22 protein-coding genes and 1 riboswitch are annotated in these 26,387 nt (G+C 56.3%); of the genes, 14 read left to right on the forward strand and 8 right to left on the reverse strand.

The annotated features are described in order from the left end of the window. Positions 1–64 precede the first annotated feature (64 nt). A riboswitch (M-box (ykoK) riboswitch) is annotated at positions 65–246 on the forward strand. A 56-nt stretch (positions 247–302) separates the two neighbouring features. Beyond that, on the forward strand, positions 303–1,316 hold the full coding sequence (locus tag HMPREF3096_RS06445; protein WP_032731393.1) for a magnesium transporter: 1,014 nt from the start codon (positions 303–305) through the stop codon (positions 1,314–1,316). Between the two features lie 34 nt (positions 1,317–1,350). On the opposite strand, the gene HMPREF3096_RS06450 is transcribed toward HMPREF3096_RS06445, so the two are convergent. Next, positions 1,351–1,626, reverse strand: a complete 276-nt coding sequence (locus HMPREF3096_RS06450; protein ID WP_004204933.1) for a LysR family transcriptional regulator — start codon at positions 1,624–1,626, stop codon at positions 1,351–1,353. A gap of 336 nt (positions 1,627–1,962) precedes the next feature. On the opposite strand from HMPREF3096_RS06450, the gene HMPREF3096_RS06455 reads away from it, so the two are divergent. The 5 genes from HMPREF3096_RS06455 to HMPREF3096_RS06475 all read left to right on the forward strand — a co-directional run bounded on the left by HMPREF3096_RS06455 (position 1,963) and on the right by HMPREF3096_RS06475 (position 8,285). After that, positions 1,963–2,916 carry a hydroxyacid dehydrogenase gene (locus HMPREF3096_RS06455; protein WP_032731395.1) on the forward strand — a complete coding sequence of 318 codons (954 nt, stop codon included), beginning with the start codon at positions 1,963–1,965 and terminating at the stop codon, positions 2,914–2,916. Between the two features lie 10 nt (positions 2,917–2,926). Next, entirely contained in the window at positions 2,927–3,625 is a 699-nt protein-coding gene (locus tag HMPREF3096_RS06460) for an RraA family protein (protein ID WP_004204935.1), read from the forward strand. Between the two features lie 64 nt (positions 3,626–3,689). Then, on the forward strand, positions 3,690–5,084 hold the full coding sequence (locus tag HMPREF3096_RS06465; protein ID WP_004204936.1) for a DASS family sodium-coupled anion symporter: 1,395 nt from the start codon (positions 3,690–3,692) through the stop codon (positions 5,082–5,084). Between the two features lie 12 nt (positions 5,085–5,096). Next, positions 5,097–6,260, forward strand: a complete 1,164-nt coding sequence (locus HMPREF3096_RS06470) for a metallo-dependent hydrolase (protein WP_012540369.1) — start codon at positions 5,097–5,099, stop codon at positions 6,258–6,260. 141 nt (positions 6,261–6,401) lie between these two features. Next, positions 6,402–8,285: a sigma-54-dependent Fis family transcriptional regulator gene (locus HMPREF3096_RS06475; protein ID WP_032731397.1), complete on the forward strand. Its 1,884-nt coding sequence runs from the start codon at positions 6,402–6,404 to the stop codon at positions 8,283–8,285. A 31-nt stretch (positions 8,286–8,316) separates the two neighbouring features. Here the strand turns inward: HMPREF3096_RS06475 and HMPREF3096_RS06480 are convergent, their stop codons facing one another. After that, complete coding sequence (locus HMPREF3096_RS06480; protein ID WP_012967106.1) at positions 8,317–9,510, reverse strand: BaiN/RdsA family NAD(P)/FAD-dependent oxidoreductase; 1,194 nt, start codon at positions 9,508–9,510, stop codon at positions 8,317–8,319. Positions 9,511–9,739: 229 nt separating this feature from the next. Here HMPREF3096_RS06480 and pitA point away from each other — a divergent pair, with 229 nt between their 5' ends. Next, on the forward strand, positions 9,740–11,236 hold the full coding sequence (gene pitA, locus HMPREF3096_RS06485; RefSeq protein ID WP_008806938.1) for an inorganic phosphate transporter PitA: 1,497 nt from the start codon (positions 9,740–9,742) through the stop codon (positions 11,234–11,236). A 59-nt stretch (positions 11,237–11,295) separates the two neighbouring features. Here the strand turns inward: pitA and uspB are convergent, their stop codons facing one another. Further along, positions 11,296–11,631 carry a universal stress protein UspB gene (gene uspB / locus HMPREF3096_RS06490; RefSeq protein ID WP_002921203.1) on the reverse strand — a complete coding sequence of 112 codons (336 nt, stop codon included), beginning with the start codon at positions 11,629–11,631 and terminating at the stop codon, positions 11,296–11,298. 382 nt (positions 11,632–12,013) lie between these two features. On the opposite strand from uspB, the gene uspA reads away from it, so the two are divergent. Next, complete coding sequence (uspA, locus tag HMPREF3096_RS06495; RefSeq protein WP_004145166.1) at positions 12,014–12,451, forward strand: universal stress protein UspA; 438 nt, start codon at positions 12,014–12,016, stop codon at positions 12,449–12,451. A gap of 256 nt (positions 12,452–12,707) precedes the next feature. Continuing rightward, the gene (gene dtpB / locus HMPREF3096_RS06500) at positions 12,708–14,180 is read left to right on the forward strand and encodes a dipeptide/tripeptide permease DtpB (protein ID WP_070544365.1); all 1,473 of its coding nucleotides are present in this window, start codon (positions 12,708–12,710) and stop codon (positions 14,178–14,180) included. A 145-nt stretch (positions 14,181–14,325) separates the two neighbouring features. On the opposite strand, the gene rsmJ is transcribed toward dtpB, so the two are convergent. The 3 genes from rsmJ to HMPREF3096_RS06515 all read right to left on the reverse strand — a co-directional run bounded on the left by rsmJ (position 14,326) and on the right by HMPREF3096_RS06515 (position 18,582). Beyond that, positions 14,326–15,078 (reverse strand): 16S rRNA (guanine(1516)-N(2))-methyltransferase RsmJ, encoded by a 753-nt coding sequence (rsmJ, locus tag HMPREF3096_RS06505; RefSeq protein ID WP_022066426.1) that lies wholly within the window; start codon positions 15,076–15,078, stop codon positions 14,326–14,328. 7 nt (positions 15,079–15,085) lie between these two features. Next, complete coding sequence (prlC, locus tag HMPREF3096_RS06510; RefSeq protein ID WP_032731401.1) at positions 15,086–17,128, reverse strand: oligopeptidase A; 2,043 nt, start codon at positions 17,126–17,128, stop codon at positions 15,086–15,088. Between the two features lie 182 nt (positions 17,129–17,310). Continuing rightward, a complete protein-coding gene (locus tag HMPREF3096_RS06515) occupies positions 17,311–18,582 on the reverse strand; it encodes an acid phosphatase (RefSeq protein WP_032731403.1) in 1,272 nt (423 codons plus the stop codon). 193 nt (positions 18,583–18,775) lie between these two features. Here HMPREF3096_RS06515 and HMPREF3096_RS06520 point away from each other — a divergent pair, with 193 nt between their 5' ends. Continuing rightward, a complete protein-coding gene (locus tag HMPREF3096_RS06520; protein WP_008806933.1) occupies positions 18,776–19,618 on the forward strand; it encodes a 23S rRNA (adenine(2030)-N(6))-methyltransferase RlmJ in 843 nt (280 codons plus the stop codon). 72 nt (positions 19,619–19,690) lie between these two features. Continuing rightward, a complete protein-coding gene (gene gorA / locus HMPREF3096_RS06525) occupies positions 19,691–21,043 on the forward strand; it encodes a glutathione-disulfide reductase (protein WP_012967102.1) in 1,353 nt (450 codons plus the stop codon). A gap of 52 nt (positions 21,044–21,095) precedes the next feature. On the opposite strand, the gene HMPREF3096_RS06530 is transcribed toward gorA, so the two are convergent. Continuing rightward, positions 21,096–21,719 carry a glutathione S-transferase family protein gene (locus tag HMPREF3096_RS06530; protein WP_032731405.1) on the reverse strand — a complete coding sequence of 208 codons (624 nt, stop codon included), beginning with the start codon at positions 21,717–21,719 and terminating at the stop codon, positions 21,096–21,098. A gap of 135 nt (positions 21,720–21,854) precedes the next feature. Between HMPREF3096_RS06530 and HMPREF3096_RS06535 the strand changes: the two genes are divergently transcribed. From HMPREF3096_RS06535 to HMPREF3096_RS06545, 3 genes are all read left to right on the forward strand, one after another. Next, the gene (locus tag HMPREF3096_RS06535; protein ID WP_032731407.1) at positions 21,855–23,003 is read left to right on the forward strand and encodes an iron-containing alcohol dehydrogenase; all 1,149 of its coding nucleotides are present in this window, start codon (positions 21,855–21,857) and stop codon (positions 23,001–23,003) included. A gap of 239 nt (positions 23,004–23,242) precedes the next feature. Further along, complete coding sequence (locus tag HMPREF3096_RS06540) at positions 23,243–24,895, forward strand: alpha,alpha-trehalase (protein WP_008806929.1); 1,653 nt, start codon at positions 23,243–23,245, stop codon at positions 24,893–24,895. A 66-nt stretch (positions 24,896–24,961) separates the two neighbouring features. Then, the gene (locus HMPREF3096_RS06545; RefSeq protein ID WP_023340804.1) at positions 24,962–25,495 is read left to right on the forward strand and encodes a GNAT family N-acetyltransferase; all 534 of its coding nucleotides are present in this window, start codon (positions 24,962–24,964) and stop codon (positions 25,493–25,495) included. Between the two features lie 24 nt (positions 25,496–25,519). On the opposite strand, the gene HMPREF3096_RS06550 is transcribed toward HMPREF3096_RS06545, so the two are convergent. Next, the gene (locus HMPREF3096_RS06550; RefSeq protein WP_032731409.1) at positions 25,520–26,278 is read right to left on the reverse strand and encodes an SDR family NAD(P)-dependent oxidoreductase; all 759 of its coding nucleotides are present in this window, start codon (positions 26,276–26,278) and stop codon (positions 25,520–25,522) included. Positions 26,279–26,387 lie beyond the last annotated feature (109 nt).

The following is a 26,387-nucleotide window of genomic DNA, read 5'->3' on the forward strand; positions in this document are numbered from 1 at the left end:
TGATAAACCACATAAACTATACGCTTTGTGAATTATCCCTCTTCGCCAATAATGGCGCCTCATTTAACGATCTCGTTATGGCGAGGCTCCTGCATAAATACAAGTTACCGCCCTGTTGGTATCGAGAGAGACCACTCAGGGAAATACAGGCTTCCATCGAATCAAGGTGTTGCCAAGGTAACTTCTGGCGGTCATGACCGTTCAGATACGTTATGCAGTGCTAAAACCAGGACGTAGGGATCTGCCTGCGCTAACCCTGTCTTGTTCGCCCCTATGAGTGATTTTTTATAGGGATTTTAATCATGTCTTCCATTCAACTCTGCGCCGCCCATCAGGCGACCTCTGGCTTCGACGGCGATGCGATCGCCCAGTACATGCGTACCGATTTTATTACGCTGCAGGAACATCTCAGCGTCCATGAGGCGCGCGAACACTTTATCTCCCAGCTGGACAGTGATGATATTCCCGGCCAGGTATTTGTCGTCGCCGGCAGGAAACTGCGCGGCAGCCTGTCGGTCAAAAAGCTCCTGCAGGAAGGGGATGTCGGGCAGTCTATCCGCTACCTGATGGACAGCTGCCTGTTTCGCGTCAAACCTGACGACGAGCGCCCGCAGGTGATTGCCGAGCTCAGCGAGCGCGGCCTCGACCTGGTACCGGTTGTCGATAAAGGCGAGCTGGTCGGCTGCCTGATGGAAAAGGAGATCGCCCATCTGCTGGAGGATGACGTCACCGAAGACGCCCAGCTGCAGGGGGCGACGCTACCGCTGGAAAAACCGTATCTGGAAAGCAGTCCGTGGACGCTGTGGAAGAAACGTTCGGTCTGGCTATTGCTGCTGTTCGTGGCCGAAGCCTATACCAGCAGCGTGCTGCAGCATTTCGAAGAGGCGCTGGAATCGGCCATCGCCCTCGCCTTCTTTATTCCGCTGCTCATCGGCACCGGCGGCAATAGCGGAACGCAGATCACCTCGACGCTGGTGCGCTCGATGGCGCTGGGGGAAGTGCGGCTGCGCGATATGGGGCGGGTGATCCGCAAAGAGGTGTCGACCTCGTTTCTGATTGCCCTGACCCTGGGTCTGGCGGGCTGCCTGCGCGCCTGGATGATGGGGATTGGCATGGAAATCACGCTGATCGTCAGCCTGACGCTGGTATGTATTACCCTGTGGAGCGCGATTGTCTCGTCGATCATTCCGATGGTGCTTAAGCGGATCGGCATCGACCCGGCGGTGGTTTCCGCGCCGTTTATCGCTACGCTGATTGATGGCACCGGGCTGATTATCTATTTCAAAATCGCCCAGTATTTTCTTGGGTTGAACTAACATCACGTAACAGCCCGGCCGATTTGCGCCGGGCTTATTCAACCAGGTTCTGGGCGCAACGAATCGTGGCGATAGCATTCAGGATACAAAGGATCTCTGGCGTGAGTTTGTAAAAAGCCTTTCCCTTTTCCGTTAATATTACCTTCCTGATATTTTTCCCTCGCACGATGAGATTAAAACCAATCTCGTTTTCCAGCGCACAAATACTGGTGGTAATGGACGCGGCATCGATACCAAAACGTTGTGCTGTATGATGAATATTCCCCGTTTGTACCATAACACTGAACATTTCAATCTGGGCATTATTCATAGTCAATACCCCCTTTTTATTTATTCATTCCGCCATCGTTTTAGTTAACCGCAAACAAAATGTCAATCACTGGCTGCCAATGCCCTGTCGAGCAACAATGTGAAATGCATAACACCGTTATTTAATTTTGCAATCCAGCCATTTCATAATGAAAAAACCCGACGATAACCCCTAATATAAATTTGTGATACTCATCAACATAAAAACAATTCACCATTAATTAACAAAATAAAAATCATTTTAATTTCAATATATTATAAAAATTATCACACTATAAATAAGTTGTGGCATAGGGCATGCACTTATCTCCACGTAAACAACACTGGAGAAATTGACATGACGTATAAAATTCTACTCCCGCAAGAGATCATGGCCGAAGGGAGAGAGTATCTGGAAAGCCGGGGTTATCAGCTAATTAATGGTTCCGGGATGGAAGAGGAAGATATCATCCGCGATATCGGCGACTGCGACGGTATCATCGTGCGCCTGTCAAAAATGTCCGACCGCGTTTTTGAAGCGGCTAAAAAGCTCAAAGTGGTGGCCCGCCATGGCGCAGGTTACGATACCGTAGATCTGGAGTCAGCCAAACGTCATGGCGTTGTGGTATTAAATGCCCCGATAGCCAACAGTATGTCAGTTGCGGAACTGACCATATTTTATATGCTGCACTGCTCACGTAATTTCAAGCTGGTCGAAGAAAAAATGCTTGAAGATTATTACTGGGCAAAACTGCGCACCCCGAAAGTTGAACTTGATGGTAAAACCCTGGGTTTAATTGGCGTAGGAAATATCGGCTCGCGCGTCGCGTTAAAAGCATTGCACGGCTTTAATATGAAAGTCATTGCCTATGATCCCTATAAAACGCAGCAGCAGATCCCCGAGGGTGTCGAACTGACTGACGATTTCGACCGAATTTTCAAAGAGAGTGATTTCATTTCGCTGCACTGCCCAACAACAGCGGAAACCACCGACTTCGTCGGCGAAAAACAGTTCTCGATGATGAAGCCCAGCGCCTATTTCATTAATACCGCCCGCGGCAAACTCGTCGATGAGCGCGCACTTTATCACGCCTTAAGCCAGCAAATTATCGCCGGCGCCGGTGTTGATGTTTTGAAGAAAGAACCCTTCGATGCCAACGATCCTATTTTCGCGCTGAGCAATATCGTCATCGGCCCCCATATCGGCGCCGCCACTATCGAAGCAACCGACAGGGCGTCTCTTCATTCCGCCATCGGCATTGACGAAGTGTTATCGGGTAAAAAACCGTCCTGGCCGGTCCCAGGTTTTTAAGGAGCAAGAGATGACTATTGGTAACCGTGTATTTTTAAAACGTCCGGTGGGAAATATTGCCCTGCTGAAAGAATATGAGCACCTGCCGGCGGCAAATATTGCTGACACCATGAACCGTATCGCGGTATTAGGCAACGGCATCAAGCGTATTTCCTCACCTCAAAAACCGATTATGGCCGGCTTCGCCATTACGGTAAAAGCTCGCGCCGGCGACAATTTGATGCTCCATGCCGCCCTGGATATGGCGGGGGAAAATGACGTCATCGTGGTCTCCAACGAAGGGGATCGCTCGCGGGCATTGATGGGCGAAATCATGGTGGCGTATGCCCACCACATGAAGAAAATTGCCGGTATCGTGCTGGACGGGCCGATTCGCGATATCGACGCCCTATCGGTGCTTGATTTTCCGCTCTATGCCACAGGCTCGAATCCGGCAGGCCCTTTCAAAATGGGACCCGGGGAAGTGAATACCCCCATTGCCGTGGGCGGCGTCGCTGTCTGCCCTGGCGATTTAATTGTCGGCGATGCGGATGGCGTCATTGTCATCCCACTAAGCGATGCAGAAACGGTGCTGGATAAAGCGAAAGAGTACGCCAAATTCGATGCCAGCAAAGTGGACGCCGCCAAAAACGGTACCGCCAATCGTCAATGGGTTAAAAAATCGCTGGATGCAACGGGCGTCGAATTTATCGACGACACGTACCGTTAATTCGATTAAATAATATAAGCCACGGTGGTTTATCTGCCGTGGCCTTAAAGCAAAGGTAACAAAAATGCTTTATTTAAAACTCTTGCCGATTATCTTTTTCCCTGTTTTATTTTGGATAATACCGCATCCGGAAGGCGTTGCCGCCCCGACATGGCATATGGTTGGCATTTATCTGGCCATGCTCTGTGGCCTGGTCTTACGCCCGTTTACCGACGCGGTGATTATGCTGATTATTCTGGGATTCGCCTCTCTGGTACTCGACCCCGGTCCGCTATTCGCTGGATTTGGCAGCCCGATGGTATGGTTTATTATCAGCGCTTTTATTATTTGCAAAGCGTTTGTCATTACCGGGTTAGGTAAACGCATTGCTTATCTGTTACTCAAACGCTACGGCAAAAATACCCTGACGCTCGGCTATCTGATGATGGTCACCGATACCGTACTGGCCCCGGCGACCGGTTCAAACATGTCGCGTTCGGGAGGGATCACCTACCCCATTTTCAGGAATATCGCCGAAGCGCTTGGCTCGAAGCCCGACGACGGTAGCCGCAAAATCGGTGCCTATCTGACTATCCTGATGTACGTCGTCTCGATGGGGACCTCCAGCCTGTTCCTGACCGGGATGGCCACCAACTCGATCACCGTTTCATTAGCCAATGAAATTATGAAGGTCAATCTTGAGTGGATGACCTGGTTTAAAGCCGCCGTTGTCCCGGCGGGACTGGTGCTCATTCTGGCGCCCTGGATCCTGTATAAAATCTATGCCCCGGAACTCAAAGTTATTGAGAACGTGAACGAAATTGCGGAAAAAGGCCTCAATGAATTAGGCCCGGTAAAACGCGAAGAGAAGCTGTTGATCGTGTTCTTTATTCTCGGCGTGTTAGGCTGGATGACCGGGTCTATCACCGGTATTGCCTTTATTCCGGTAGGGCTCGCCTTCCTCGCCTGTCTGCTGCTTTTCGGCGTCCTGAGCTGGAATGACGTGGTCAGCGAAAAATCAGCCTGGCAGACCTTTGTCTGGTACGGCGCCTTCTACGGTTGCGCGGTGGCGCTGTCAAAAGGGGGCTTCTATGTTTACCTGGTCGACGTGATTAAAAATTATCTCGATCTCTCGCATTTGAGTGAAATCAGCGCGATTGCCGTGCTGGTGTTTATCAGCCTGGCGGTCCGCTATTTTTTCGTCTCAAACAGCGCCTTTGTGGTCTCTTTCTATCCGGTACTTTTTACCCTGGGTATGACCACGCAGGCACATCCGATGTACGTCGCGCTCTCCCTGGCCTTCTCCGCAGGCTATGGCGCGTTATTGACCCACTATGGCAATGGGGCTGGTGTATTTACGTTCTCCAGCGGCTACGTGCCACAGAAAACCTTCTGGATGCTCGGCACCATTATGGTTGTGGTGAACGTGTTAATCTTCTTCTTAATCGGTATTCCTTACTGGAAGCTTATCGGCATCTGACAGGAGCATAAAATGAAACTGGATATAGTCATTAAAAACGGCCAGATCGCCGATATTGAAAACCGTACTTATATCAACGCCGATATTGGTATTAAGGGTAACCGCATCGTTGATATTTCTCATCATAGCGACCTGCAGGCTGAAACCGTTATTGATGCGTCGGGCTGTATCATTCTTCCCGGCCTCATCGATTTTCATGGCCATGTTTTCCATGGCGGAACGGCGATTAGCGTTAACCCTGATATCGTCTGTTTACCCAACGGCGTCACCAGCATGGTCGATGCCGGGAGCAGCGGATGGGTCAACTATTCGCTATTTCGTAATAGCGTGATCCATCCGGCGATGGTGAAAATTAAGAGCTATTTAAACGTGGTCAATGTTGGCCTCTCCACCCTCGGCGGCGGGCCCACCGGCTACCTTGAAAATACCAATCCGGCCAATTACAACGAGGAAAAAATTGCCCAGACGCTGAATGACAATAGAGACAACATCCTGGGTTTGAAATTACGCTATAGCCAGGATATCGCCCGAGGCAAACAGTATGCCAGCGATCCGCTGTTAGCCACGGTCGCCCTCGCACGCAAACTGGAAACCTCGATTTGCGTGCATGTCACCGACTCCCTGTTGTGCGCCGATGAACTGATCCGCTATTTTGAAGAGGGCGACATCTATGCGCACTGTTTCCACGGTACCGGTCATTCCATTCTCAACGAACAAGGGCAGGTGTATGCCGCCATCAAAGAAGCACAGTCCCGGGGGGTGATCTTCGATTGTTCAAACGGTGTCGCCCACTTTGATTTCAAGGTGGCGCAATCGGCGATGGAGCAGGGATTCTACCCTGATATCATCAGTACCGATTTAACCCTGCGCAATAGCTTGCGTACTGATAAGGTCTATAGCCTGCTGCATGTGATGTCGAAATATCTCAATATGGGCATGCCGTTCTTTGACGTTATCCGCGCCGTGACCGCCACGCCGGCTCGCCTGATGAAAATGCAGGGGCAGATTGGTACCCTGGCGGCAAACGCTATTGCCGATATTTCCATTGTGAAATTACGCAAAGATAAGATCACCTTTGAAGATACCCGGGGAAAAACCCTGGAGGGTGATTGCTACCTCGATAACTGCGCCACTATCTGTAACGGACAGATTGTTTATCGCCGTCTGCGTTTCTAATTCGCAAGCCACCAGCCATACGCCTTTCCAGGCGTATGGCTGGTATGATAAAACCCCTCTTCTATGACCTTCGTCATTATTTATCTGCGCCTTAAAATTATAATGATTTTAGCCAATCCTGAGCCGATAAGTGAATAATGTATGAAGAATAATGAAATTGTCATCTTCTCAGTTTCCAGCACCATTACCCAACGGATAATGAATGTTCTTATTGAGCGTAAACTGGAAATCCCCGTCTATGAATTTCGTTATTCTGACGTTCTCAATAAAGCTAATGAAATGATCCAGTCCGGCACCAGAATCATTATTAGCCGGGGCGGCACTGCGGCCCTGCTTCGCAATAACATCCCTATTCCGGTTATCGAAATTGCCCATGATTTTCATGGCGTATACCGCATCCTGCAGGAAGCCAAGAATAAATCACAGAAAATTGCCGCCATTGGTTTCCCTCAGTTTTGCCGGGCGCTGCGGCATTACCAAAGCATGACCAACGACGAGTTTAAAATCTGCCAGGTCTACAATCACCATGACATTGAAAATGTTATAAAAAATCTGTCAGAAAATGGTTATCATATGGTCATTGGTGGTTTGACTGTCGCCGAAATGGCCAAGAAATACAATCTCAACGTTATTGAAGGCGACGCCGACAATAATTCCATTGAACAAGCCATTAATGAAGCTCATGGCTTACTAAAATATATTAATCGGGAAAATTTAAAGTTAGTCATGAGCCATGCGGCATTGAATCAATCACGCGAAGGCATTATGTGTGTTGATCAACTGGGTGAAATCATTAATATCAATGCTATCGGCATGACCTTATTTCAATGTCAGGTGGGTGACAAAATCTTTAAAAAAGAAGCTTTTAAAGATATCTATGCCAGCATGATTAATGAGTCCAACATCAAAGAGCAAACTATCGAAATTAATGGCACACTTGTTTGTATCTCAGTCCGTCATTTTTCCAATCGCCAAAACACCTATGCCATTATCACTGGCTTAAGCCAGGAAAGCACACTCTGGCAGCAGACTAACAGTAAAAAAAGTAAATTACGCGGCTATGCCACCAGCTATTCTTTTGACAATATTATTACGCAATCGCCGATCATGCATCAGGTGATACGAAAAGCCAGGCTGTGCGCTCAGCATGATCTTCCGGTCCATCTCTTAGGGGATACCGGCACGGGGAAGGAACTGTTTGCTCAGAGTATTCATCACGTCAGCGCCCGCAGCCATGGTCCTTTTATCGCCATCAACTGCGCGGCTATTCCGGAGAGCCTGCTGGAAAGTGAACTTTTCGGTTATGCCGAAGGCGCATTTACCAATGCGCGGAAGGGAGGCAAACCCGGGGTCTTTGAAATGGCCACTAACGGAACGGTATTTATCGATGAGATCAGTGAGGCCCCGCTGTCGGTCCAGGTGAAGCTGCTGCGCGTATTGCAGGAGAAGCAATTTTCCCGTCTTGGTGGCGACAGCCTGCTCTCAGCCGATTTTCGCCTGATCACCGCCAGCAATAAAGATCTGGGTCAGCTCATCGCCAGCGGGGAGTTCCGCCAGGATCTCTATTACCGAATCAATATCCTTGAACTGCAGCTCCCGCCATTACGCGAAAGACCTGAAGATATTATGGTGCTGATTCACCATCTTCTGCAGCAACAGAACAAGCACCTCACCTTTACCCCGGATGCCGTGAACTGCTTACAGAACTATGACTGGCCAGGCAATATCCGTGAGCTGCAGGCGGTCATTTATCGCCTCATCGTCTTGCTGGAGGGTAATACGGTGGATAAAGCGGTATTGCAGCAGATCAGTCACCTCTCATCGCCCTGTCACCAGGGCGTGTCTCTTGTGACTGACCTCGCGGTGGTCGCGGATGAGAGCGATCTGCTAAAAAAACAGGAGAAACAGCTGATCGCGAGCGTGATTGAAAAAACGGATGGCGACAGAACCAAAGCCTCGGCCATCCTCGGCATCAGTCCTACCACCCTGTGGCGTAAACTGAAGCAACATAACATCAGCGGATAAACCGAACCTGTCCGCCGGAATAAAACCGCCGTTACCCTTCCACCAGCGCCTGCGCGCAGGCCCAGGCGCTTGACCACGCCCACTGGAAGTTATAGCCGCCGAGCCAGCCGGTGACGTCCATCACTTCGCCGATAAAGTAGAGACCCGACGCCTTACGCGCCTCCATGGTACGTGACGAAAGTTCGTTGGTATCCACGCCGCCGAGGGTCACCTCCGCCGTCCGGTAGCCTTCGGTGCCGTTCGGCTGCACGCGCCAGGCGGTCAGTGTCTCCACCAGCGTCTGCTGATCGCGAACGTTCAGTTGCTTCAGTGTTACATCAGGTATCTGTCCCAGCTGCTGCAGACACTCCACCAGCCGCTTCGGCAGCTGCATCGCCAGGGTATTTTTCAGGCTCTGGTTGGGATGCGCGCTGCGCTGCTCGTTAAGGAAGTCCTCAAGATTGCAGTCCGGCAACAAGTTAACAGTGACGAACTCGCCGGGCTGCCAGTAGCTGGATATCTGCAGCACCGCCGGCCCGGAAAGGCCACGATGGGTAAACAGCAGATTTTCGCGGAACAGGGTGCCGTTCTCGGCGGTAATGGTAGAAGGCACCGAAACGCCGGAGAGCACCTGAAGCTGCTCGAGCAGCGGCTTATGCAGGGTAAACGGCACCAGCCCGGCGCGGGTCGGCAGTACCTTCAGGCCGAACTGCTCGGCCACCTTGTAGCCAAACGGCGAGGCGCCGAGCCCCGGCATCGACAGACCGCCGGAGGCAATCACCAGCTTTTTGGTCATCAGCGTTTCGCCGTTCACCTGTAGCCGGTAGCCTTGTTCATCTCGCTCGACGCTGAGAATTTCGCTGCGCAGGCGGATCTGCACGTCGCCCTTTTCGCATTCCGCGAGCAGCAGATTGACGATCTGCTCCGCCGAATCATCACAAAACAGCTGGCCGAGCGTCTTCTCATGCCAGGCGATGCCATATTTGCCGACCAGCTCGATAAAGTCCCACTGGGTGTAGCGCGCCAGGGCAGATTTGCAAAAATGCGGGTTTTGGCTCAAATAGGCCGCCGGCTCAACATACATGTTGGTAAAGTTGCAGCGGCCGCCGCCGGACATCAGAATTTTTCGTCCCGGCTTTTTGCCGTTATCGAGCAGCAGGACGCGGCAGCCGAGCTGGCCCGCCTGCGCTGCGCAAAACATTCCCGCCGCTCCGGCGCCAACGACAATGGCATCAAACCTTTCCACACCGCGTTCCTCGTTCCCCAATTGTCGGGTTTTGTAAATATTTCACTCTGGTCACACCAGCGGGAAAAATCCCGCATTAGATACATCATTGAAAGATATAGGATTACTCCCAACAGGGTAAAACCTAAACAGGAAGAAAATCAAAAAAAGTCTATATTTCACTTTGCCCGCGCCGCTAAAGTCACTGATAATGCGCCGCGTTCATGTCCTCAAAATGGCGTAACGTCCTATGCTACATTTATTTGCCGGTCTGGATTTACATACCGGACTATTATTATTGCTTGCTTTAGCTTTTGTACTGTTTTACGAAGCGATTAACGGTTTCCATGATACCGCAAACGCGGTGGCTACGGTTATCTACACTCGCGCAATGCGGTCGCAGCTTGCTGTGGCGATGGCGGCGCTCTTCAACTTCTTCGGCGTTCTGCTGGGCGGTCTCAGCGTAGCCTATGCCATTGTGCATATGCTGCCCACCGATCTGCTGCTTAACATGGGTTCCGCACATGGCCTCGCCATGGTGTTTTCTATGCTGCTGGCGGCGATCATCTGGAACCTCGGCACCTGGTATTTCGGCCTCCCGGCCTCCAGTTCTCACACCCTGATTGGCGCCATCATCGGTATTGGTTTAACCAATGCGCTGATGACCGGTACTTCAGTGGTTGATGCGCTGAATATCCCGAAAGTCATCGGCATTTTTGCTTCGCTTATCATCTCGCCGATCGTCGGTCTGGTGATTGCGGGCGGCCTGATTTTCATTCTCCGTCGCTACTGGAGCGGTACCAAAAAACGCGCGCGTATCCACCTGACCCCCGCAGAGCGTGAAAAGAAAGACGGTAAGAAAAAACCGCCGTTCTGGACCCGTATTGCCCTGATCCTGTCCGCTATCGGCGTGTCGTTCTCCCACGGCGCCAACGATGGGCAGAAAGGCATTGGTCTGGTGATGCTGGTGCTGATTGGCGTCGCCCCGGCGGGCTTCGTGGTGAATATGAACGCCTCCGGTTACGAAATCACTCGTACCCGCGATGCGGTCAACAACGTGGAAACCTTCTTCCAGCAGCGCCCTGATCTGCTGAAGAAAGCCACCGGTGTTGACCAACTGGTTCCGTCTCCGGATACCAATACCGCGGCCAACGGTGAGTTTCATTGCCATCCAGCAAATACTATCAACGCGCTTGACCGCGTGAAGACTATGCTGACCGGCGTTGAAACCTACGATTCACTGTCACCGGATCAGCGCGGTCAGCTGCGTCGCATTATGCTCTGCATCTCCGACACCACTGATAAAGTGGCGAAGCTGCCGGACGTCAGCGCTGACGACCAGCGTCTGCTGAAGAAACTGAAAACCGATATGCTGAGCACCATCGAGTACGCGCCAATCTGGATTATTATGGCGGTCGCGCTGGCGTTAGGTATCGGCACCATGATCGGCTGGCGCCGCGTGGCGACCACCATCGGCGAGAAGATTGGTAAGAAGGGCATGACCTACGCTCAGGGGATGTCGGCACAGATGACCGCAGCGGTTTCTATCGGCCTGGCGAGCTACACCGGAATGCCGGTTTCCACCACCCACGTGCTCTCCTCCTCGGTGGCGGGGACAATGCTGGTGGATGGCGGTGGTCTGCAGAAAAAGACCGTGACCAGCATCCTGATGGCCTGGGTGTTGACCCTTCCGGCAGCGATTATCCTTTCAGGCGTCCTTTACTGGCTCTCCCTGAAACTGATTTAAACGTCATTCGATCAAAACGGGTCAGCTTGCTGGCCCGTTTTTTTATCCCGAAGATGTCGTTAGTGCCAGATCATCAGCGCAATCAGGCTCACCACCACCAGACCGCACAGCGCGCTGGTCAGGATAAACTGACGACGGACACGTTCGCAGCGACGAATAAATTCATCATCGTGATGGTCACGGTAACGCTGGGCGTAGATATACCAGACCAGCCGCATCTGTTTGCTGGGCTGCCCATGCGAGGTAAAAAAGCCGCCGCCATCAACATACTGATAGAGCAAGGGATCGCAACCACGTAGCACCACCAATAATGCACGCAACGATGAGAAGTAGCGTGCCATATTCACCACACAAACGACACACAGGGCCCAAAACAGCGCAATAGTGCTGATCATACCTCCTCCCCGGCGACCCGCCCACGGAGAAATCCTCCGCGGCTACCGCTCCCCAAATAACCCACGACGATACCGTAAAGAGTGCGATTCCGATCACATTTATTTTTCCGACCGGCTCATTAAATAGTGTAGGAGATCCATTAATTTTTTTACCACAAGGTTATTCGTTATCAATACGTAAGACGGATAAATTTGTTTAACTTTTAGGTGAACCCAGTGCATTGACGGAGTGCGGGGGGCGCTATAAGGTAGGAAATATCTTCTACAATGAAGTCCTTAAAGGCTACCCTCCCGCGAATGTAGCACGCAGGACGCGGGCGAAACGGCAGCGCCAGCTGTCAGGTCCAATGGTCATCGACAAACTTATGGAAGGAGTAACACTATGGCTTACAAACATATTCTTATTGCAGTAGACCTGTCCCCGGAGAGTAAAGTACTGGTTGAAAAAGCCGTTTCTATGGCCCGCCCGTATAACGCAAAAGTGTCCCTGATCCACGTGGATGTGAATTACTCCGACCTCTACACCGGGCTGATTGACGTTAACCTCGGCGACATGCAAAAACGCATCTCCGAAGAGACCCATCACGCGCTGACCGAGCTCTCCACCAACGCGGGCTACCCGATCACCGAGACCCTGAGCGGCAGCGGCGACCTCGGCCAGGTGCTGGTCGATGCGATTAAAAAATATGATATGGATCTGGTGGTCTGCGGCCACCATCAGGACTTCTGGAGCAAGCTGATGTCTTCTGCCCGCCAGCTGATCAACACCGTCCATGTCGACATGCTGATCGTCCCGCTGCGCGACGAAGAAGACGAATAACCGTCCCGTTTTATCCGCGTAAGACGCCCGCCGATGCGGGCGTCTTTATTTTCGCTTTCCCCTCACCGCATGGCAGAGATTAAAGCCATAAAATCGCCATTCAATTAGTGTGATCAACCAGTTATTCGCCAAAACATCTATATAATAATCTATTCATTAAGCCAATAACCGCAGCATGGCGAGTTATCAGACATTTTCGGCGCGTTCTGGCATACGCGTTCATACTTTTTGGGAAAGTAAAACAAGGCGAAGGAATATGAATACAACTGCACCTACGGGCTTGCTGCAGCAACCTCGTCCGTTCTTCATGATCTTCTTTGTGGAGCTCTGGGAACGTTTTGGCTATTACGGCGTTCAGGGGATCCTGGCGGTCTTCTTTGTCAAACAGCTGGGCTTCTCTCAGGAACAGGCCTTTATCACCTTCGGCGCCTTCGCGGCGCTGGTTTACGGGCTGATCTCTATCGGCGGCTACGTGGGCGACCATCTGCTGGGGACCAAACGCACGCTGGTGCTCGGCGCCATTGTGCTGGCTATCGGCTACTTTATGACCGGGATGTCGCTGCTGAAACCGCAGCTGATCTTTATCGCTCTCGGCACCATCGCCGTCGGCAACGGTTTGTTTAAAGCCAACCCGGCGAGCCTGTTGTCAAAATGCTATCCGCCTAAAGACGCCCGTCTCGACGGGGCGTTTACCCTGTTTTATATGTCGATAAACATCGGTTCACTGCTGTCGCTCTCGCTGGCGCCGGTGATCGCCGAAAAGTTTGGCTATGCCGTGACCTATAACCTGTGCGGCGCCGGGCTGATTATCGCGCTGCTGGTCTACTTCGCCTGCCGTGGGATGGTGAAAGATATTGGCTCCGAGCCGGATCATCGCCCCCTCAGCCTGCGCAATCTGGCGCTGGTGCTGGCCGGGACGGTGGTAATGATTTTTCTCTGCGCCTGGCTGATGCATAACGTGATGGTCGCCAACCTGATGCTGATTGTCCTGTCGATCGTGGTCATTGCGTTCTTTTTCCGCGAAGCGTTTCGCCTCGATAAAACCGGACGCAACAAAATGTTCGTCGCCTTTATCCTGATGATCGAGGCGGTGTTGTTCTACATTCTGTATGCCCAGATGCCGACCTCGCTAAACTTCTTCGCCATCAACAACGTCCATCATGAGATCCTGGGCTTTACCATCAATCCGGTCAGCTTCCAGGCGCTCAATCCCTTCTGGGTGGTGGTTGCCAGTCCGGTGCTGGCGGCGATCTACACCCATCTCGGTCACAAAGGGAAAGACCTGACCATGCCGGTGAAGTTTACCCTCGGGATGTTGCTCTGCGCGCTGGGCTTCCTGACCGCCGCAGCCGCCGGGATGTGGTTTGCCGACGCCCAGGGATTAACCTCGCCGTGGTTTATTGTGCTGGTCTATCTGTTCCAGAGCCTGGGCGAACTGCTGATCAGCGCCCTGGGGCTGGCGATGGTTGCCGCGCTGGTGCCGCAGCATCTGATGGGCTTTATTCTGGGGATGTGGTTTCTGACCCAGGCCGCCGCGTTCCTGCTGGGCGGCTATGTGGCGACCTTCACCGCAGTGCCGGAAAACATTACCGATCCGCTGCAGACCTTGCCGGTCTATACCAATGTGTTCAGTAAAATTGGCCTGGTGACGCTGGGCGTCACGGTGGTGATGGCGCTAATGGTGCCGTGGCTGAACCGGATGATTAATACCCCGGCCAGCGCCGAGTAACCGTTTAAGACGGCCGATCCGCGCTGGCGCCGTTTGTTCAGATATTGCGGTTCCCGGCTTACGCTACACTGAGCCGGGCGACAATTCGGTAGCCCGGATAAGGCGCGTTGCGCCGCTATCCGGGAGATACCACCACGGCGTAATATTACTCCGGCGTACCGGCGTAAATATCAAACCGATGCCCTTTGGTCACCACCGCGTTCGGCGTGGCGACCTCCGCCAGCGGCGGCGCGTAATCCGGGCGCTTCACCACCACCCGTTTGGTCGCCAGCTGGCGCGCCGGGGCCAGCAGGCCATCGGCGTCTAAATCGGGCCCCACCAGCGACTGAAAGACGCGCATCTCTTTCTTCACCAGCGCGCTTTTCTGCTTATGCGGGAACATCGGATCGAGGTACACCACCTGCGGACGCGGGGTGATATCGGTCAGCGCCGTCAGGCTGGAGGCGTGGATCAGCTGCAGCCGCTCCTCCAGCCAGCCGCCAATTTCCGCATCGGCATAGCCGCGCGCCAGGCCATCGTCGAGCAGCGCGGCGACCACCGGATTACGCTCCAGCATTCGCACGCGGCAACCGACCGACGCCAGCACGAAGGCATCGCGTCCCAGCCCGGCGGTGGCGTCGACGACATCCGGCAGGTAATCACCTTTAATACCCACCGCTTTGGCGACCGCTTCACCGCGGCCGCCGCCAAACTTGCGCCGGTGGGCCATCGCCCCGCCGACAAAGTCGACGAAGATGCCGCCAAGTTTGGGCTCATCGCGCTTACGCAGCTCCAGATGCTCCGTCGTCAGCACCAGCGCCATCAGGTTATCTTCATCCTGCTCCAGCCCCCAGCGGGCGGCTAAAACAGATAAGGCGCCGTCTCCGGCGCCTGTTTCATCAATTAAGCAGATCTTCACCGCAGACTTAACCCTTGATCCCGTAGTGCTCCAGCATCGCGTCCAGCTGCGGCTCACGGCCGCGGAAGCGTTTGAACAGCACCATCGGCTCTTCGGAACCGCCGCGGCTCAGGATATTGTCGAGGAACGACTGACCGGTTTCGCGGTTGAAAATCCCCTCTTCTTCGAAGCGTGAGAAGGCGTCCGCCGCCAGCACGTCGGCCCACAGGTAGCTGTAGTAGCCCGCCGCGTAGCCGCCGGCGAAGATGTGGCTGAACGCATGCGGGAAACGGCCCCAGGTCGGGCCCGGCACCACAGCGACCTGCTTTTTAATCTCGGCCAGGGTCTCAAGAATTTTCGCCCCCTGCTCCGGCTTGTATTCCGCATGCAGGCGGAAATCGAACAGGCCGAACTCCAGCTGGCGCAGAATAAACATCGCCGCCTGGTAGTTTTTCGCCGCCAGCATTTTCTCCAGCAGCTCCTGCGGCAGCGGTTCACCGGTTTCATAATGACCGGAGATAAACGCCAGCGCTTCCGGCTCCCAGCACCAGTTTTCCATAAACTGGCTCGGCAGTTCGACTGCATCCCACGGCACCCCGCTGATGCCGGAAACGCCGGCGGTATCAATGCGGGTCAGCATGTGGTGCAGACCGTGGCCGAACTCGTGGAACAAGGTAATCACTTCGTCGTGGGTGAACAGCGCCGGTTTGCCGTTGACCGGGCGGTTGAAGTTACAGGTCAGGTAGGCGACCGGCTTCTGCAGGGAACCATCCAGTTTACGCATCTGACCGACGCAATCGTCCATCCACGCCCCGCCGCGTTTATGTTCACGGGCATACAGGTCAAGATAGAAGCTGCCGCGCAGCTCGTTGTGTTCGTCATACAGCTCGAAGAAGCGCACTTCCGGATGCCACACATCGACATCGGTACGCTCTTTGGCGGTAATGCCGTAAATGCGCTTAACCACTTCGAACAGGCCGTTAACGGCTTTGTTTTCCGGGAAATAGGGGCGGAGCTGCTCATCGCTGATGCTGTAGAGGTGCTGCTTCTGTTTTTCGCTGTAGTAGGCGATGTCCCACGGCTGCAGTTCATCAACGCCAAACTCGGCTTTGGCGAAGGCGCGCAGCTGGGCCAGCTCTTTCTCGCCCTGCGGACGGGCACGTTTGGCCAGGTCGGTGAGGAAGTCGAGCACCTGCTGCGGATCCTCCGCCATTTTGGTGGCGAGGGATTTAAAGGCATAGCTGTCAAAGCCCAGCAGCTGCGCCAGCTCATGGCGCAGAGCGAGGATCTCCGCCATCACCGGGCTGTTATCCCATTTACCGGCATTCGGGCCCTGGTCGGAGGCACGCGTGGAGTAGGCGCGGTACATCTCTTCGCGCAGCGCCTGGTTGTCGCAGTAGGTCATCACCGGCAGGTAGCTCGGGATATCCAGGGTCAGCAGATACCCTTCCTGCTCTTTCGCCTGGGCCTGAGCCTGAGCGGCGGCCAGCGCGCTTTCCGGCATACCGGCCAGATCGGCGACGTCGGTCACCAGCTTGTTCCAGCCCATGGTGGCGTCGAGGACGTTGTTGCTGTACTGGTTACCCAGCTCAGAGAGGCGCGAGGCGATTTCACCGTAGCGTTTCTGCGCCTCCGGCGGCAGGCCAATACCGGATAGTTCAAAATCGCGCAGCGCGTTGTCGACCGCTTTTTTCTGCGCGGTATTCAGCGTGGCGTAGTTATCGCCATCGCGCAGGTCACGGTAGGCTTTATACAGGCCTTCATGCTGGCCGACCCAGGTGCTGTACTCGGAGAGCAGCGGCAGGGTCTGTTCGTAAGCTTCGCGCAGTTCCGGGCTGTTTTTTACCGAATTCAGATGGCTGACTGGCGAGAAGATGCGTCCCAGCACATCGTCCACTTCCGCCAGCGGCTGGCAAAGATTTTCCCAGCTATACGGCGCGCCGTGCGCCACCGCGCTTTCCACCGCGGCCCGGCAATCATCCAGCGCTTTGGTGACCGCAGGGACCACGTGTTCCGGTTTGATCGCAGAAAAAGGCGGCAGGGAAAAAGGCGTCAGTAATGGATTGGTCATATGCGCTGTCCTGTTGAAAAGGGTGAATGAAGCGCGCGTCCGGCGCTTATGCATGAGATCTAGAATGGGGGATAGTTGGGGGAATTTCAATGACGGGCGGTGCGTCATCCTGGGTATTACTGCGATAAGTCCGCCCGTTGCGGGAAAAGGCCGACACGCGGTGCAGCGTGCCGGAAACCGCATTAATGCCTTTTTTGCGCCATCTCCCAGGCCGCCGACAGATTCAACCGCTGCCAGAACTGCTGTTCGGGGGTGGCGCCGGAAAGGGGGTAGCCCGCCGGCAGCGCGGTGTTGACCATCAACGCCCGACGCTGGGCCGCTGACAGCTGCGGCAGGGCAGCCTCCAGTAACACTTCCGCCCCCTCAGGCACCTGCAGACGTGGCTGCGGCCCCTTCTGCTGCGGCAGATCGTAGGTCATGGTGAAACGAGAGAAATCACGCATCGCCGGATCGCGCCAGGGATCGTCTTTCACGCTGCTCTTCGCGCACTCAGCAAGCGATGTGCCGCAGGCTTTCGCCAGCGCGGCGCGCAGCTGATCGCGAGCTTCGTTAAATAATACCCGGTAGTGCGGATCGTTAAGATAATGGGCCACGTTGCGCTCAGCCACCATCCGCGAGCCGATCACGTCCAGCGGATAGTGGACGCCCAGCACGATGCGCGAGTAGCCATAGCGGGCGCCGCGCGCCACCAGCGCGTCGTAGCGCTCCGGGATCATCGCCGCCAGCAGCAGCGCATCGGTATAGCCGGTGTTGGTGTGGCCGCTGGGGAACGAGCCGCCGTCGGCGGTATAGGGCTGGTTATCCTTCACCACCACGTCGTCAGGCACCAGGTGAATGGTGTTGCCCTGAACCAGAAACGGCCGCGGATTGTTGAAGTGCTTTTTCGCCTCGCCGGTGCTGACTTCCGAGGCTTTGATCAATGCTGCCGCTTTCCCCAGCGCGCCCTGGTCATAGGCGGTCAGAAACGCTTTGCCCAGCCGCGGCCCCAGCGCATCGCTGAGGAAGTAGAGGTAGCTAATCCCTTCCGCATCGGCCAGCGCCTGACGGCGTGTCGTCTGCACGGCATCGCGATTGATGCTAGTCACCGTCGCCAGATTCTGCTTCACGACGGTCTCCGGCAGGGTGCTGAACGCCGACAACAGCGCAATACCCGCCTGCTGGTTGGCCCGGGTCTGGAAGTCATAGCCGCTGGCCTTCAGCCAGGCGGTATCGGCCTGAGTTTTGTTTTGTTTCGTGTGCGCCAGCCGATCGCGGGTCAGCGTGGCGGCATCCCCCTGCAGAGCGTGACGTAGCTGCGTCAGCGCCTGTTGCTCAAGATCGTCATACGCCTGGCTGGAGGCAGCCGGCGTCACGCTATTAGCGAGGGCCGCCGCCCTGTCCAGCGGGATGTCTTTGGCCAGAACCGGTTGCGCCAGCAGCAGCGCGACGGCCAGCAGTGAGAGTTGCCTTTTCATTATTTTTCCTTTTATTCAGATAATTACCTTGCCTGCACCCGACGCTAGCGCGGCCGTTTGACGTTTTTATGACAGCGTTATGTTTTGCAACGCTTTTGGCAGAAATGAAACAGCGCGGCGGCGCAGCGGTAATCTCGGCCGATCTGCGGTAAACTATCGGTTAACTTGTTTACTTCCCGGAATCTCTGTATCCATGCTCAGTTATCGCCACAGCTTTCACGCAGGCAACCACGCCGACGTCCTCAAACACACCGTTCAGAGCCTGATCATCGAAGCGCTGAAAGAGAAAGAAAAACCGTTTCTCTACCTGGACACCCACGCTGGCGCGGGCCGCTATCAGCTGAGCGGCGAGCACGCCGAGCGTACGGGCGAGTATCTCGAAGGCATCGCCCGCATCTGGCAGCAGGACGACCTGCCGGCAGAGCTGGAGCCGTATATTTCCGTGGTCGAACACTTCAACCGTAATGGCCAGCTGCGCTACTATCCGGGCTCTCCGCTGATCGCCCGCCAGCTGCTGCGCGAGCAGGACAGCCTGCAGATGACCGAGCTGCACCCGAGCGACTTCCCGCTGCTGCGCGCCGAGTTCCAGAAAGACAGCCGCGCGCGCGTCGATAAAGCCGATGGCTACCAGCAGCTGAAAGCCAAACTGCCGCCGGTATCACGCCGTGGTCTGATTCTGATCGACCCGCCGTATGAAATCAAAACCGACTATCAGGCGGTGGTAACCGGGATCCACGAAGGCTACAAACGCTTCGCCACCGGCACCTACGCCCTGTGGTATCCGGTCGTGCTGCGCGCACAGATCAAACGCATGATCAAAGAGTTAGAAGCCACAGGCATTCGCAAAATTCTGCAAATCGAGCTGGCGGTGCGTCCGGACAGCGACCAGCGCGGCATGACCGCCTCCGGGATGATCGTCATCAACCCGCCGTGGAAGCTGGAGCAGCAGATGAACAATGTGCTGCCGTGGCTGCACAGCAAGCTGGTTCCGGCCGGCACCGGCCACGCCACCGTCAGTTGGATCGTACCGGAGTAATCGCAACCATCGGTGGAACCTTTTAAGCCTCGCGCTACAATCGCGGCAATCAACGATTAAGGACATATGGGCATGAGCAAACATTATGATTACCTCGCCATCGGCGGCGGTAGCGGCGGTATCGCCTCGATTAACCGCGCGGCCATGTACGGCCAGAAGTGCGCGCTGATTGAAGCCAAAGAACTGGGCGGCACCTGCGTCAACGTCGGCTGCGTGCCGAAAAAAGTAATGTGGCATGCGGCGCAGATCCGCGAAGCGATTCATCTTTACGGCCCGGACTACGGTTTCGATACCACCATCAACCATTTCGACTGGGAGAAGCTGGTCGCCAGCCGTAGCGCCTACATCGACCGCATCCATACCTCCTACGACAACGTACTGGGTAAGAACAACGTCGACGTGATCAAAGGCTTCGCGCGCTTTGTCGATGCCCATACCGTGGAAGTGAACGGCGAGACGATCACCGCTGACCATATCCTGATCGCCACCGGCGGCCGGCCGAGCCACCCGAATATTCCGGGTGTGGAATACGGTATTGATTCCGACGGTTTCTTTGAACTGCCGGCGCTGCCGAAGCGCGTGGCGGTGGTCGGCGCGGGCTATATCGCCGTTGAGCTGGCGGGGGTGATTAACGGCCTCGGCGCCGAAACCCACCTGTTCGTGCGTAAACACGCGCCGCTGCGCAGCTTCGATCCGCTGATCGTGGAGACCCTGGTGGAAGTGATGAACGCCGAAGGCCCGCAGCTCCACACCAACGCGATCCCGAAAGCGGTAGTCAAGAATGCCGACGGCAGCCTGACGCTGGAGCTGGAAGATGGCCGCAGCCAGACCGTAGATTGCCTGATTTGGGCGATTGGCCGCGAACCGGCGACCGATAACTTCAACCTGGCGGCTACTGGCGTCAAAACCAACGAAAAAGGCTACATCGTCGTTGATAAGTTCCAGAACACCAACGTGCCGGGCATCTACGCGGTGGGCGATAACACCGGCGCGGTCGAGCTGACCCCGGTGGCCGTGGCCGCAGGCCGTCGCCTCTCCGAACGCCTGTTTAACAACAAGCCGGAAGAGCACCTGGACTACAGCAACATCCCGACCGTGGTCTTCAGCCACCCGCCTATCGGCACCGTCGGCTTAACCGAGCCGCAGGCGCGCGAGCAGTACGGCGACGACGCCGTGAAGGTCTACAAATCCTCCTTCACCGCGATGTACACCGCCGTCACCTCGCACCGCCAGCCGTGCCGCATGAAGCTGGTGTGCGTCGGCCCGGAAGAGAAGATTGTCGGGATCCACGGCATTGGCTTCGGGATGGATGAGATGCTGCAAGGCTTTGCGGTGGCCCTGAAGATGGGCGCCACCAAAAAAGACTTCGACAACACGGTTGCCATTCACCCGACGGCGGCAGAAGAGTTCGTCACCATGCGCTAAGACGCGATCGCCGGATGATAAAAAGAAGCCCCAGGGGCTTCTTTTTTTATGTTCAGGCCACGCCGTTATTGCCGTGGCGCATAAACGCCGGGCGCTGGTTGAGCGCCATATACCAGCGTTCCACGGCCGGCATCTCCGGATGGGCAAAAGGGGTCATCTTCCAGCGATGCACCGACAGCCCCAGCACGATATCGGCGAGGGTGAAGCGCTCGCCGGCTATCCACGCCCCGGTTCGCTGCAGTTGCGCTTCGACAATGCGCACGCAGTGGGTCCAGGTGGCAATACTCTCTTTAATCGCCGCCGGATCCTGAAAGCGCGGATCTTTACGCACCAGCCCCATAAAGGCATGGCGCCAGGCAGTGTTAAACTCGGTCGCCTGCCAGTCCATCCAGTGCTCCACCTCGGCGGCGGGCTGTGGCTCGGCGGGCAGCAGATCCCAGCGCTCCGCTTTCCGCGCCAGATAGCGGCAGATACTGTTCGACTCCCAGAGCACGAAGTCACCGTCCAGCAGCACCGGCACCAGGCCGTTAGGATTCAGGCGCTGAAACTCAGGCGTATCCAGAGGCTTAAATCCGCTACCGTAATCCTCCTGCTGGTACGCCAGCCCGGCTTCCTCGCAGGTCCACAACACTTTCCGTACATTGATTGAAGAGCGTTTGCCCAGAATTGTTAGCATTGTCAGCGATTCCTCAGCCATAAAAGAGAGATCTTTCACTCTACTCTATTGTCAGCCTTGCCAGCCAGCAACAAGGCAGAGTAGTGGATAATGTGTATAGTTGATTCCAGCCTGTTTGCCGAAAAGGAACCCGACATGTTGACCCCTTTTACCGTTTTGATGCCCGCAAATATTCGTTTTGGCCGTGGTCAGGCCCTGAGCGCTGCCCCCTGGCTGGCGCAGCAGGGCGGCCCCATTCTGCTGGTGCATGGCGCCAGCCCGCAGCGGGCGGCGTTTCTGCGCCATCAGCTGGAGGCGCTGCAGCTGGAGGTCACGATGCTGGCGATAAGCCGCGAACCCTGGCTTATCGATATCGAGCAGGGCGTCCAGCTGGCGCGCGAGAAAGGCGTCCGGGCAGTGGTCAGCCTCGGCGGCGGCGCGGTGATTGACGCCGGTAAGGCGATTGCGGCGCTGGTCCCCGCCGCCGGCCCGCTGGTCGACTATCTGGAGGTGGTGGGAACGGGTCGTCAGCTGGAAGCCAGTCCGCTGCCGTTCGTGGCGATCCCGACCACCGCCGGGACGGGCGCGGAGGTCACCAAAAATGCGGTGATCAACGTCCCGGAACGACAGCGGAAAGTGAGCCTGCGCGACGACCGAATGCTACCTGACCTGGCGATTGTCGACCCGGCGCTGACCGACAACGCGCCGCGGAGCATCACCCTGAGCTCCGGCCTCGATGCCCTGACCCAGGTGATCGAACCCTGGCTCTGCAGCCGGGCCACTCCCTTCACCGATGCCCTCTGCCAGCAGGCGATCCCGCGGGGCATCCGCGCGCTGAAAATTCTGATGGAACAAGAGTGTCCGACCAGCCGCGACGAGATGGCCTGGGTCAGCCTGTGCGGTGGACTGGCGCTGGCGAACGCCGGGCTGGGGGTGATCCACGGCCTCGCCGGCCCGCTGGGCGGCCTGAGCTGCGCCTCGCACGGTGCTTTATGCGGCAGCCTGCTGCCGTTTGGCCTGGCGCTCAATGAGTCGCAGATAAGCGACCCTGCCCTGCGCCAGCGCTTCAACGACGTTCGCCGCTGGCTGGCCGACGGGCTGGACGTCCCTGTGGATCGGGTCTGGGACAGTCTGCGGGAATGGAGCCATCGCGCCGGCCTTGGCACCCTGCGCGACCTCGGCGTAGCGCGCGATGCCCTGGAACCGGCGGCGCTGGCCGCCAGCACCTCCTCATCAATGAAGGCCAATCCGGTCAGCCTGAGCGGCGAACAGCTGCTGGAGATGCTGGAGGCGGCGTGGGAGTGAGCGCGCCGGGATAAAATTTTGTTGCATAATGAATGCTCCGAATTTCATCTGTGCCAGGATGTACAATTTTTAATTACTTATCAATAGCATACTTTAAAATGACAGCTTTTCTTCTCGGCGGAAAAGCGTGATCTCACGCACAGTTTGCTTCACACTCACCGAAGCGACTGTCTACGCTTAATAGACAAGGCCGGGTATGCCCGGCCCCGAACTCACGCTATCCGGAGGTCCGTATCGCTATGTTCAGCCAGAAATTACGCCACGTTGAAGACGACGAGTTAAGGATCGACATCGATCCCTGCTACGAAGCCGATCCGTACGAATTAAAGCTGGATGAGATGATAGACGCTGAACCGGAGCCTGAGGTGATCGAGGGGCTTCCGGCGTCCGATGCCCTTACCCCGGCGGATCGCTATCTTGAGCTGTTTACCAACGTGCAGAAATCACGCATCTTTGCCGACAGCAAAACTTTCCCCGACTGCGCGCCGAAACACGATCCGCTGGACATCCTGCGCAACTACCGCAAGGTCAAACGTCAGCCCGACTTCGACCTGCGACAGTTCGTGGAAGACAACTTCTGGCTGCCGGAGAACCAGACCGACGTCTACACCTCGGACCCCAGCCTGACGCTGAAAGAGCACATCGATAAGCTGTGGCCGGTGCTGACCCGCGAGCCTCAGGATCATATCCCCTGGTCGTCGCTACTGGCGCTGCCGCAGGCCTATATTGTGCCTGGCGGTCGCTTTAGCGAAACCTATTACTGGGACTCTTATTTCACCATGCTGGGGCTGGCGGAGAGCGGCCGGGAAGATCTGCTGAAATGCATGGCCGATAACTTTGCCTGGCTGATTGAAACCTACGGTCACATTCCGAACGGCAACCGCACCTACTACCTCAGCCGATCGCAGCCGCCGGTGTTTGCCCTGATGGTCGAACTCTTTGAAGAGGATGGCGTGCGCGGCGCGAAGCGCTATCTGGACCATCTGAAGATGGAGCACGCCTTCTGGATGGACGGCGCCGAGTCGTTGATCCCGCACCAGGCGTATCGCCACGTGGTGCGTATGCCGGATGGCTCCCTGCTCAATCGCTACTGGGACGACCGGGACACGCCGCGGGATGAGTCCTGGCGCGAGGACGTGGAGACCGCCCGACACTCCGGGCGGCCCGCCAATGAAGTGTACCGCGACCTGCGGGCGGGCGCCGCGTCCGGCTGGGACTACTCCAGCCGCTGGCTGCGGGATATCACGCGGCTGGCCAGCATCCGCACGACGCAGTTTATCCCCATCGACCTGAACGCCTTCCTGTTCAAGCTGGAGACGACCATCGCCAATCTCTCCGGCCTGAAGGGCGATCGCGAGACAGAGGCGGCCTTCCGCCAGAAGGCTCAGGATCGGCGGGCGGCGGTCAACCGCTATCTGTGGGATGATGAGAACGGCTGTTTCCGCGATTATGACTGGCGCCGTGAACAGCTGGCGCTGTTTTCCGCGGCCAGCATTGTCACCCTTTACGTCGGCCTGGCGACTCACGAGCAGGCAGAACGCCTTGCCGATGCGGTGCGGGCCCGCCTGCTCACCCCCGGGGGGATCATGGCCACCGAATATGAAAGCGGTGAGCAGTGGGATAAACCTAACGGCTGGGCGCCGCTGCAGTGGATGGCGATCCAGGGATTTAAACGTTACGGCCAGGATCCGCTGGGGGATGAGATTGCCTGGAGCTGGCTGCAGACGGTCAATCACTTTTACAAGCAGCATCACAAGCTGATTGAGAAATACCATATTGCCACCGGCGTCCCGCATGAGGGTGGCGGCGGGGAGTATCCCCTGCAGGATGGCTTTGGCTGGACCAACGGCGTGGTGCGCCGACTGATTGGCCTGTACGGTGAGCCAACCTAGTCGGGCTGTTCCCGGCGGCTTTCTCCTGCTATGTTCAGAGGATTCGCCCTGCCTGGAATGACGCTTATGCCTGAACTCCTGACGCCGCGCCTGCGCTGCTCACCGCTGCAGCTGGACGACTGGTCGTTTTTTCTTTCCCTGCAGCAGGATCCGCAGGTCATGCTCTACGTCGCCGACCCCCGGCCGCAGGCGGCCATCCGCGAGGCGTTCGATTCGCGGCTGCCGCCGTGGGCGCCGGGGGATGAACACTGGCTGTGCCTGGTGGTGCGCGACAGGCTCACCCATACCCCGCTGGGCCTGACCGGTTACCAGCATCATCGGCGCGAGATTGCCGAGGTCGGCTTTCTCTTCGCTCCGGCGGCGCAGGGCCGGGGCTACGGCTACGAATCGCTGCGCGCGCTGTGCGACTACGCCTTTACCACCGGCGGCGTCCGCCGCCTGACCGCCAGCGTCACCGCCGGCAACGAGGCGTCTAAGCAGTTGTTGCTCAAAGCCGGCTTCCGGCTGGAGGGGGAGCTGCGGGAGAACTACTGGCTGAACGGCCGCTGGCACAATGACTGGCTGTTCGGTCGGCTGCGTGGGGAGGGCGATGCGCCGTAGCGCACCGCCCGGCGTCAGTCTGGCTCAGAGGAACATCCCGCCCGAGACTTCCACGCGCTGCGCGTTCATCCACGCCAGCTCATCGCTGAGCAGGGCGGCGATGGCGTCGCCGATATCATCCGGCAGCCCGACGCGCCCCAGCGCGGTCTGGGCGGCGATATGCCGATTCACCTCGGCGTTATCGCGCACCACGCCGCCGCCAAAGTCGGTCTCGATGGCTCCCGGCGCAATGATATTCACCGAAATACCGCGCCCGCCCAGCTCTTTCGCCTGATAGCGGGTCAGGACCTCCATCGCCCCCTTCATCGCGGCGTAGGCCGCATAGCCCGGCAGGGCAAAGCGCGCCAGGCCGCTGGAAACGTTGAGGATCCGTCCCCCGTCCTGCAGGAGGGGCAGCAGCCGCTGGGTCAGGAAAAATGGCCCTTTGAACTGGATGTTCATCAGCTCGTCAAACTGCGCTTCGCTGGTCTCGGCGAAGGGGACGTTAAGGCCGATCCCGGCGTTGTTCAGTAAATAATCAAAGGTGGTTCGCCCCCACTTCTGCGCCAGCACCTGTGCCACCTCGCTGGCGAAAGCGTCAAAACTTGAGATATCCCCGACGTTCAGCGCTAATGCTGCCGCTTTGACCCCTTTTTGCTCGATTTCTGCTACCACGTCGAGGGCCGCCTGGCGGTTGCTGTGGTAAGTCAGAAGAATATCGGTTCCCTTCGCCGCCAGCTTCAACACGGCGTTTTTACCCAGACCGCGGCTGCCGCCGGTCACTAAAGCGATACGTTGTGTCATCAGAAAACCCCTTTCAGGTTGCGTTGTGATTGTGTTCTAGCTTATTAACTGCCAGTGAAACAATAAATACGCTACATTACGTTTTACTGTTTCATTCATAACAACAATA

This window comes from Klebsiella sp. HMSC25G12, assembly GCF_001807705.1.
Taxonomy (GTDB): domain Bacteria; phylum Pseudomonadota; class Gammaproteobacteria; order Enterobacterales; family Enterobacteriaceae; genus Klebsiella; species Klebsiella variicola.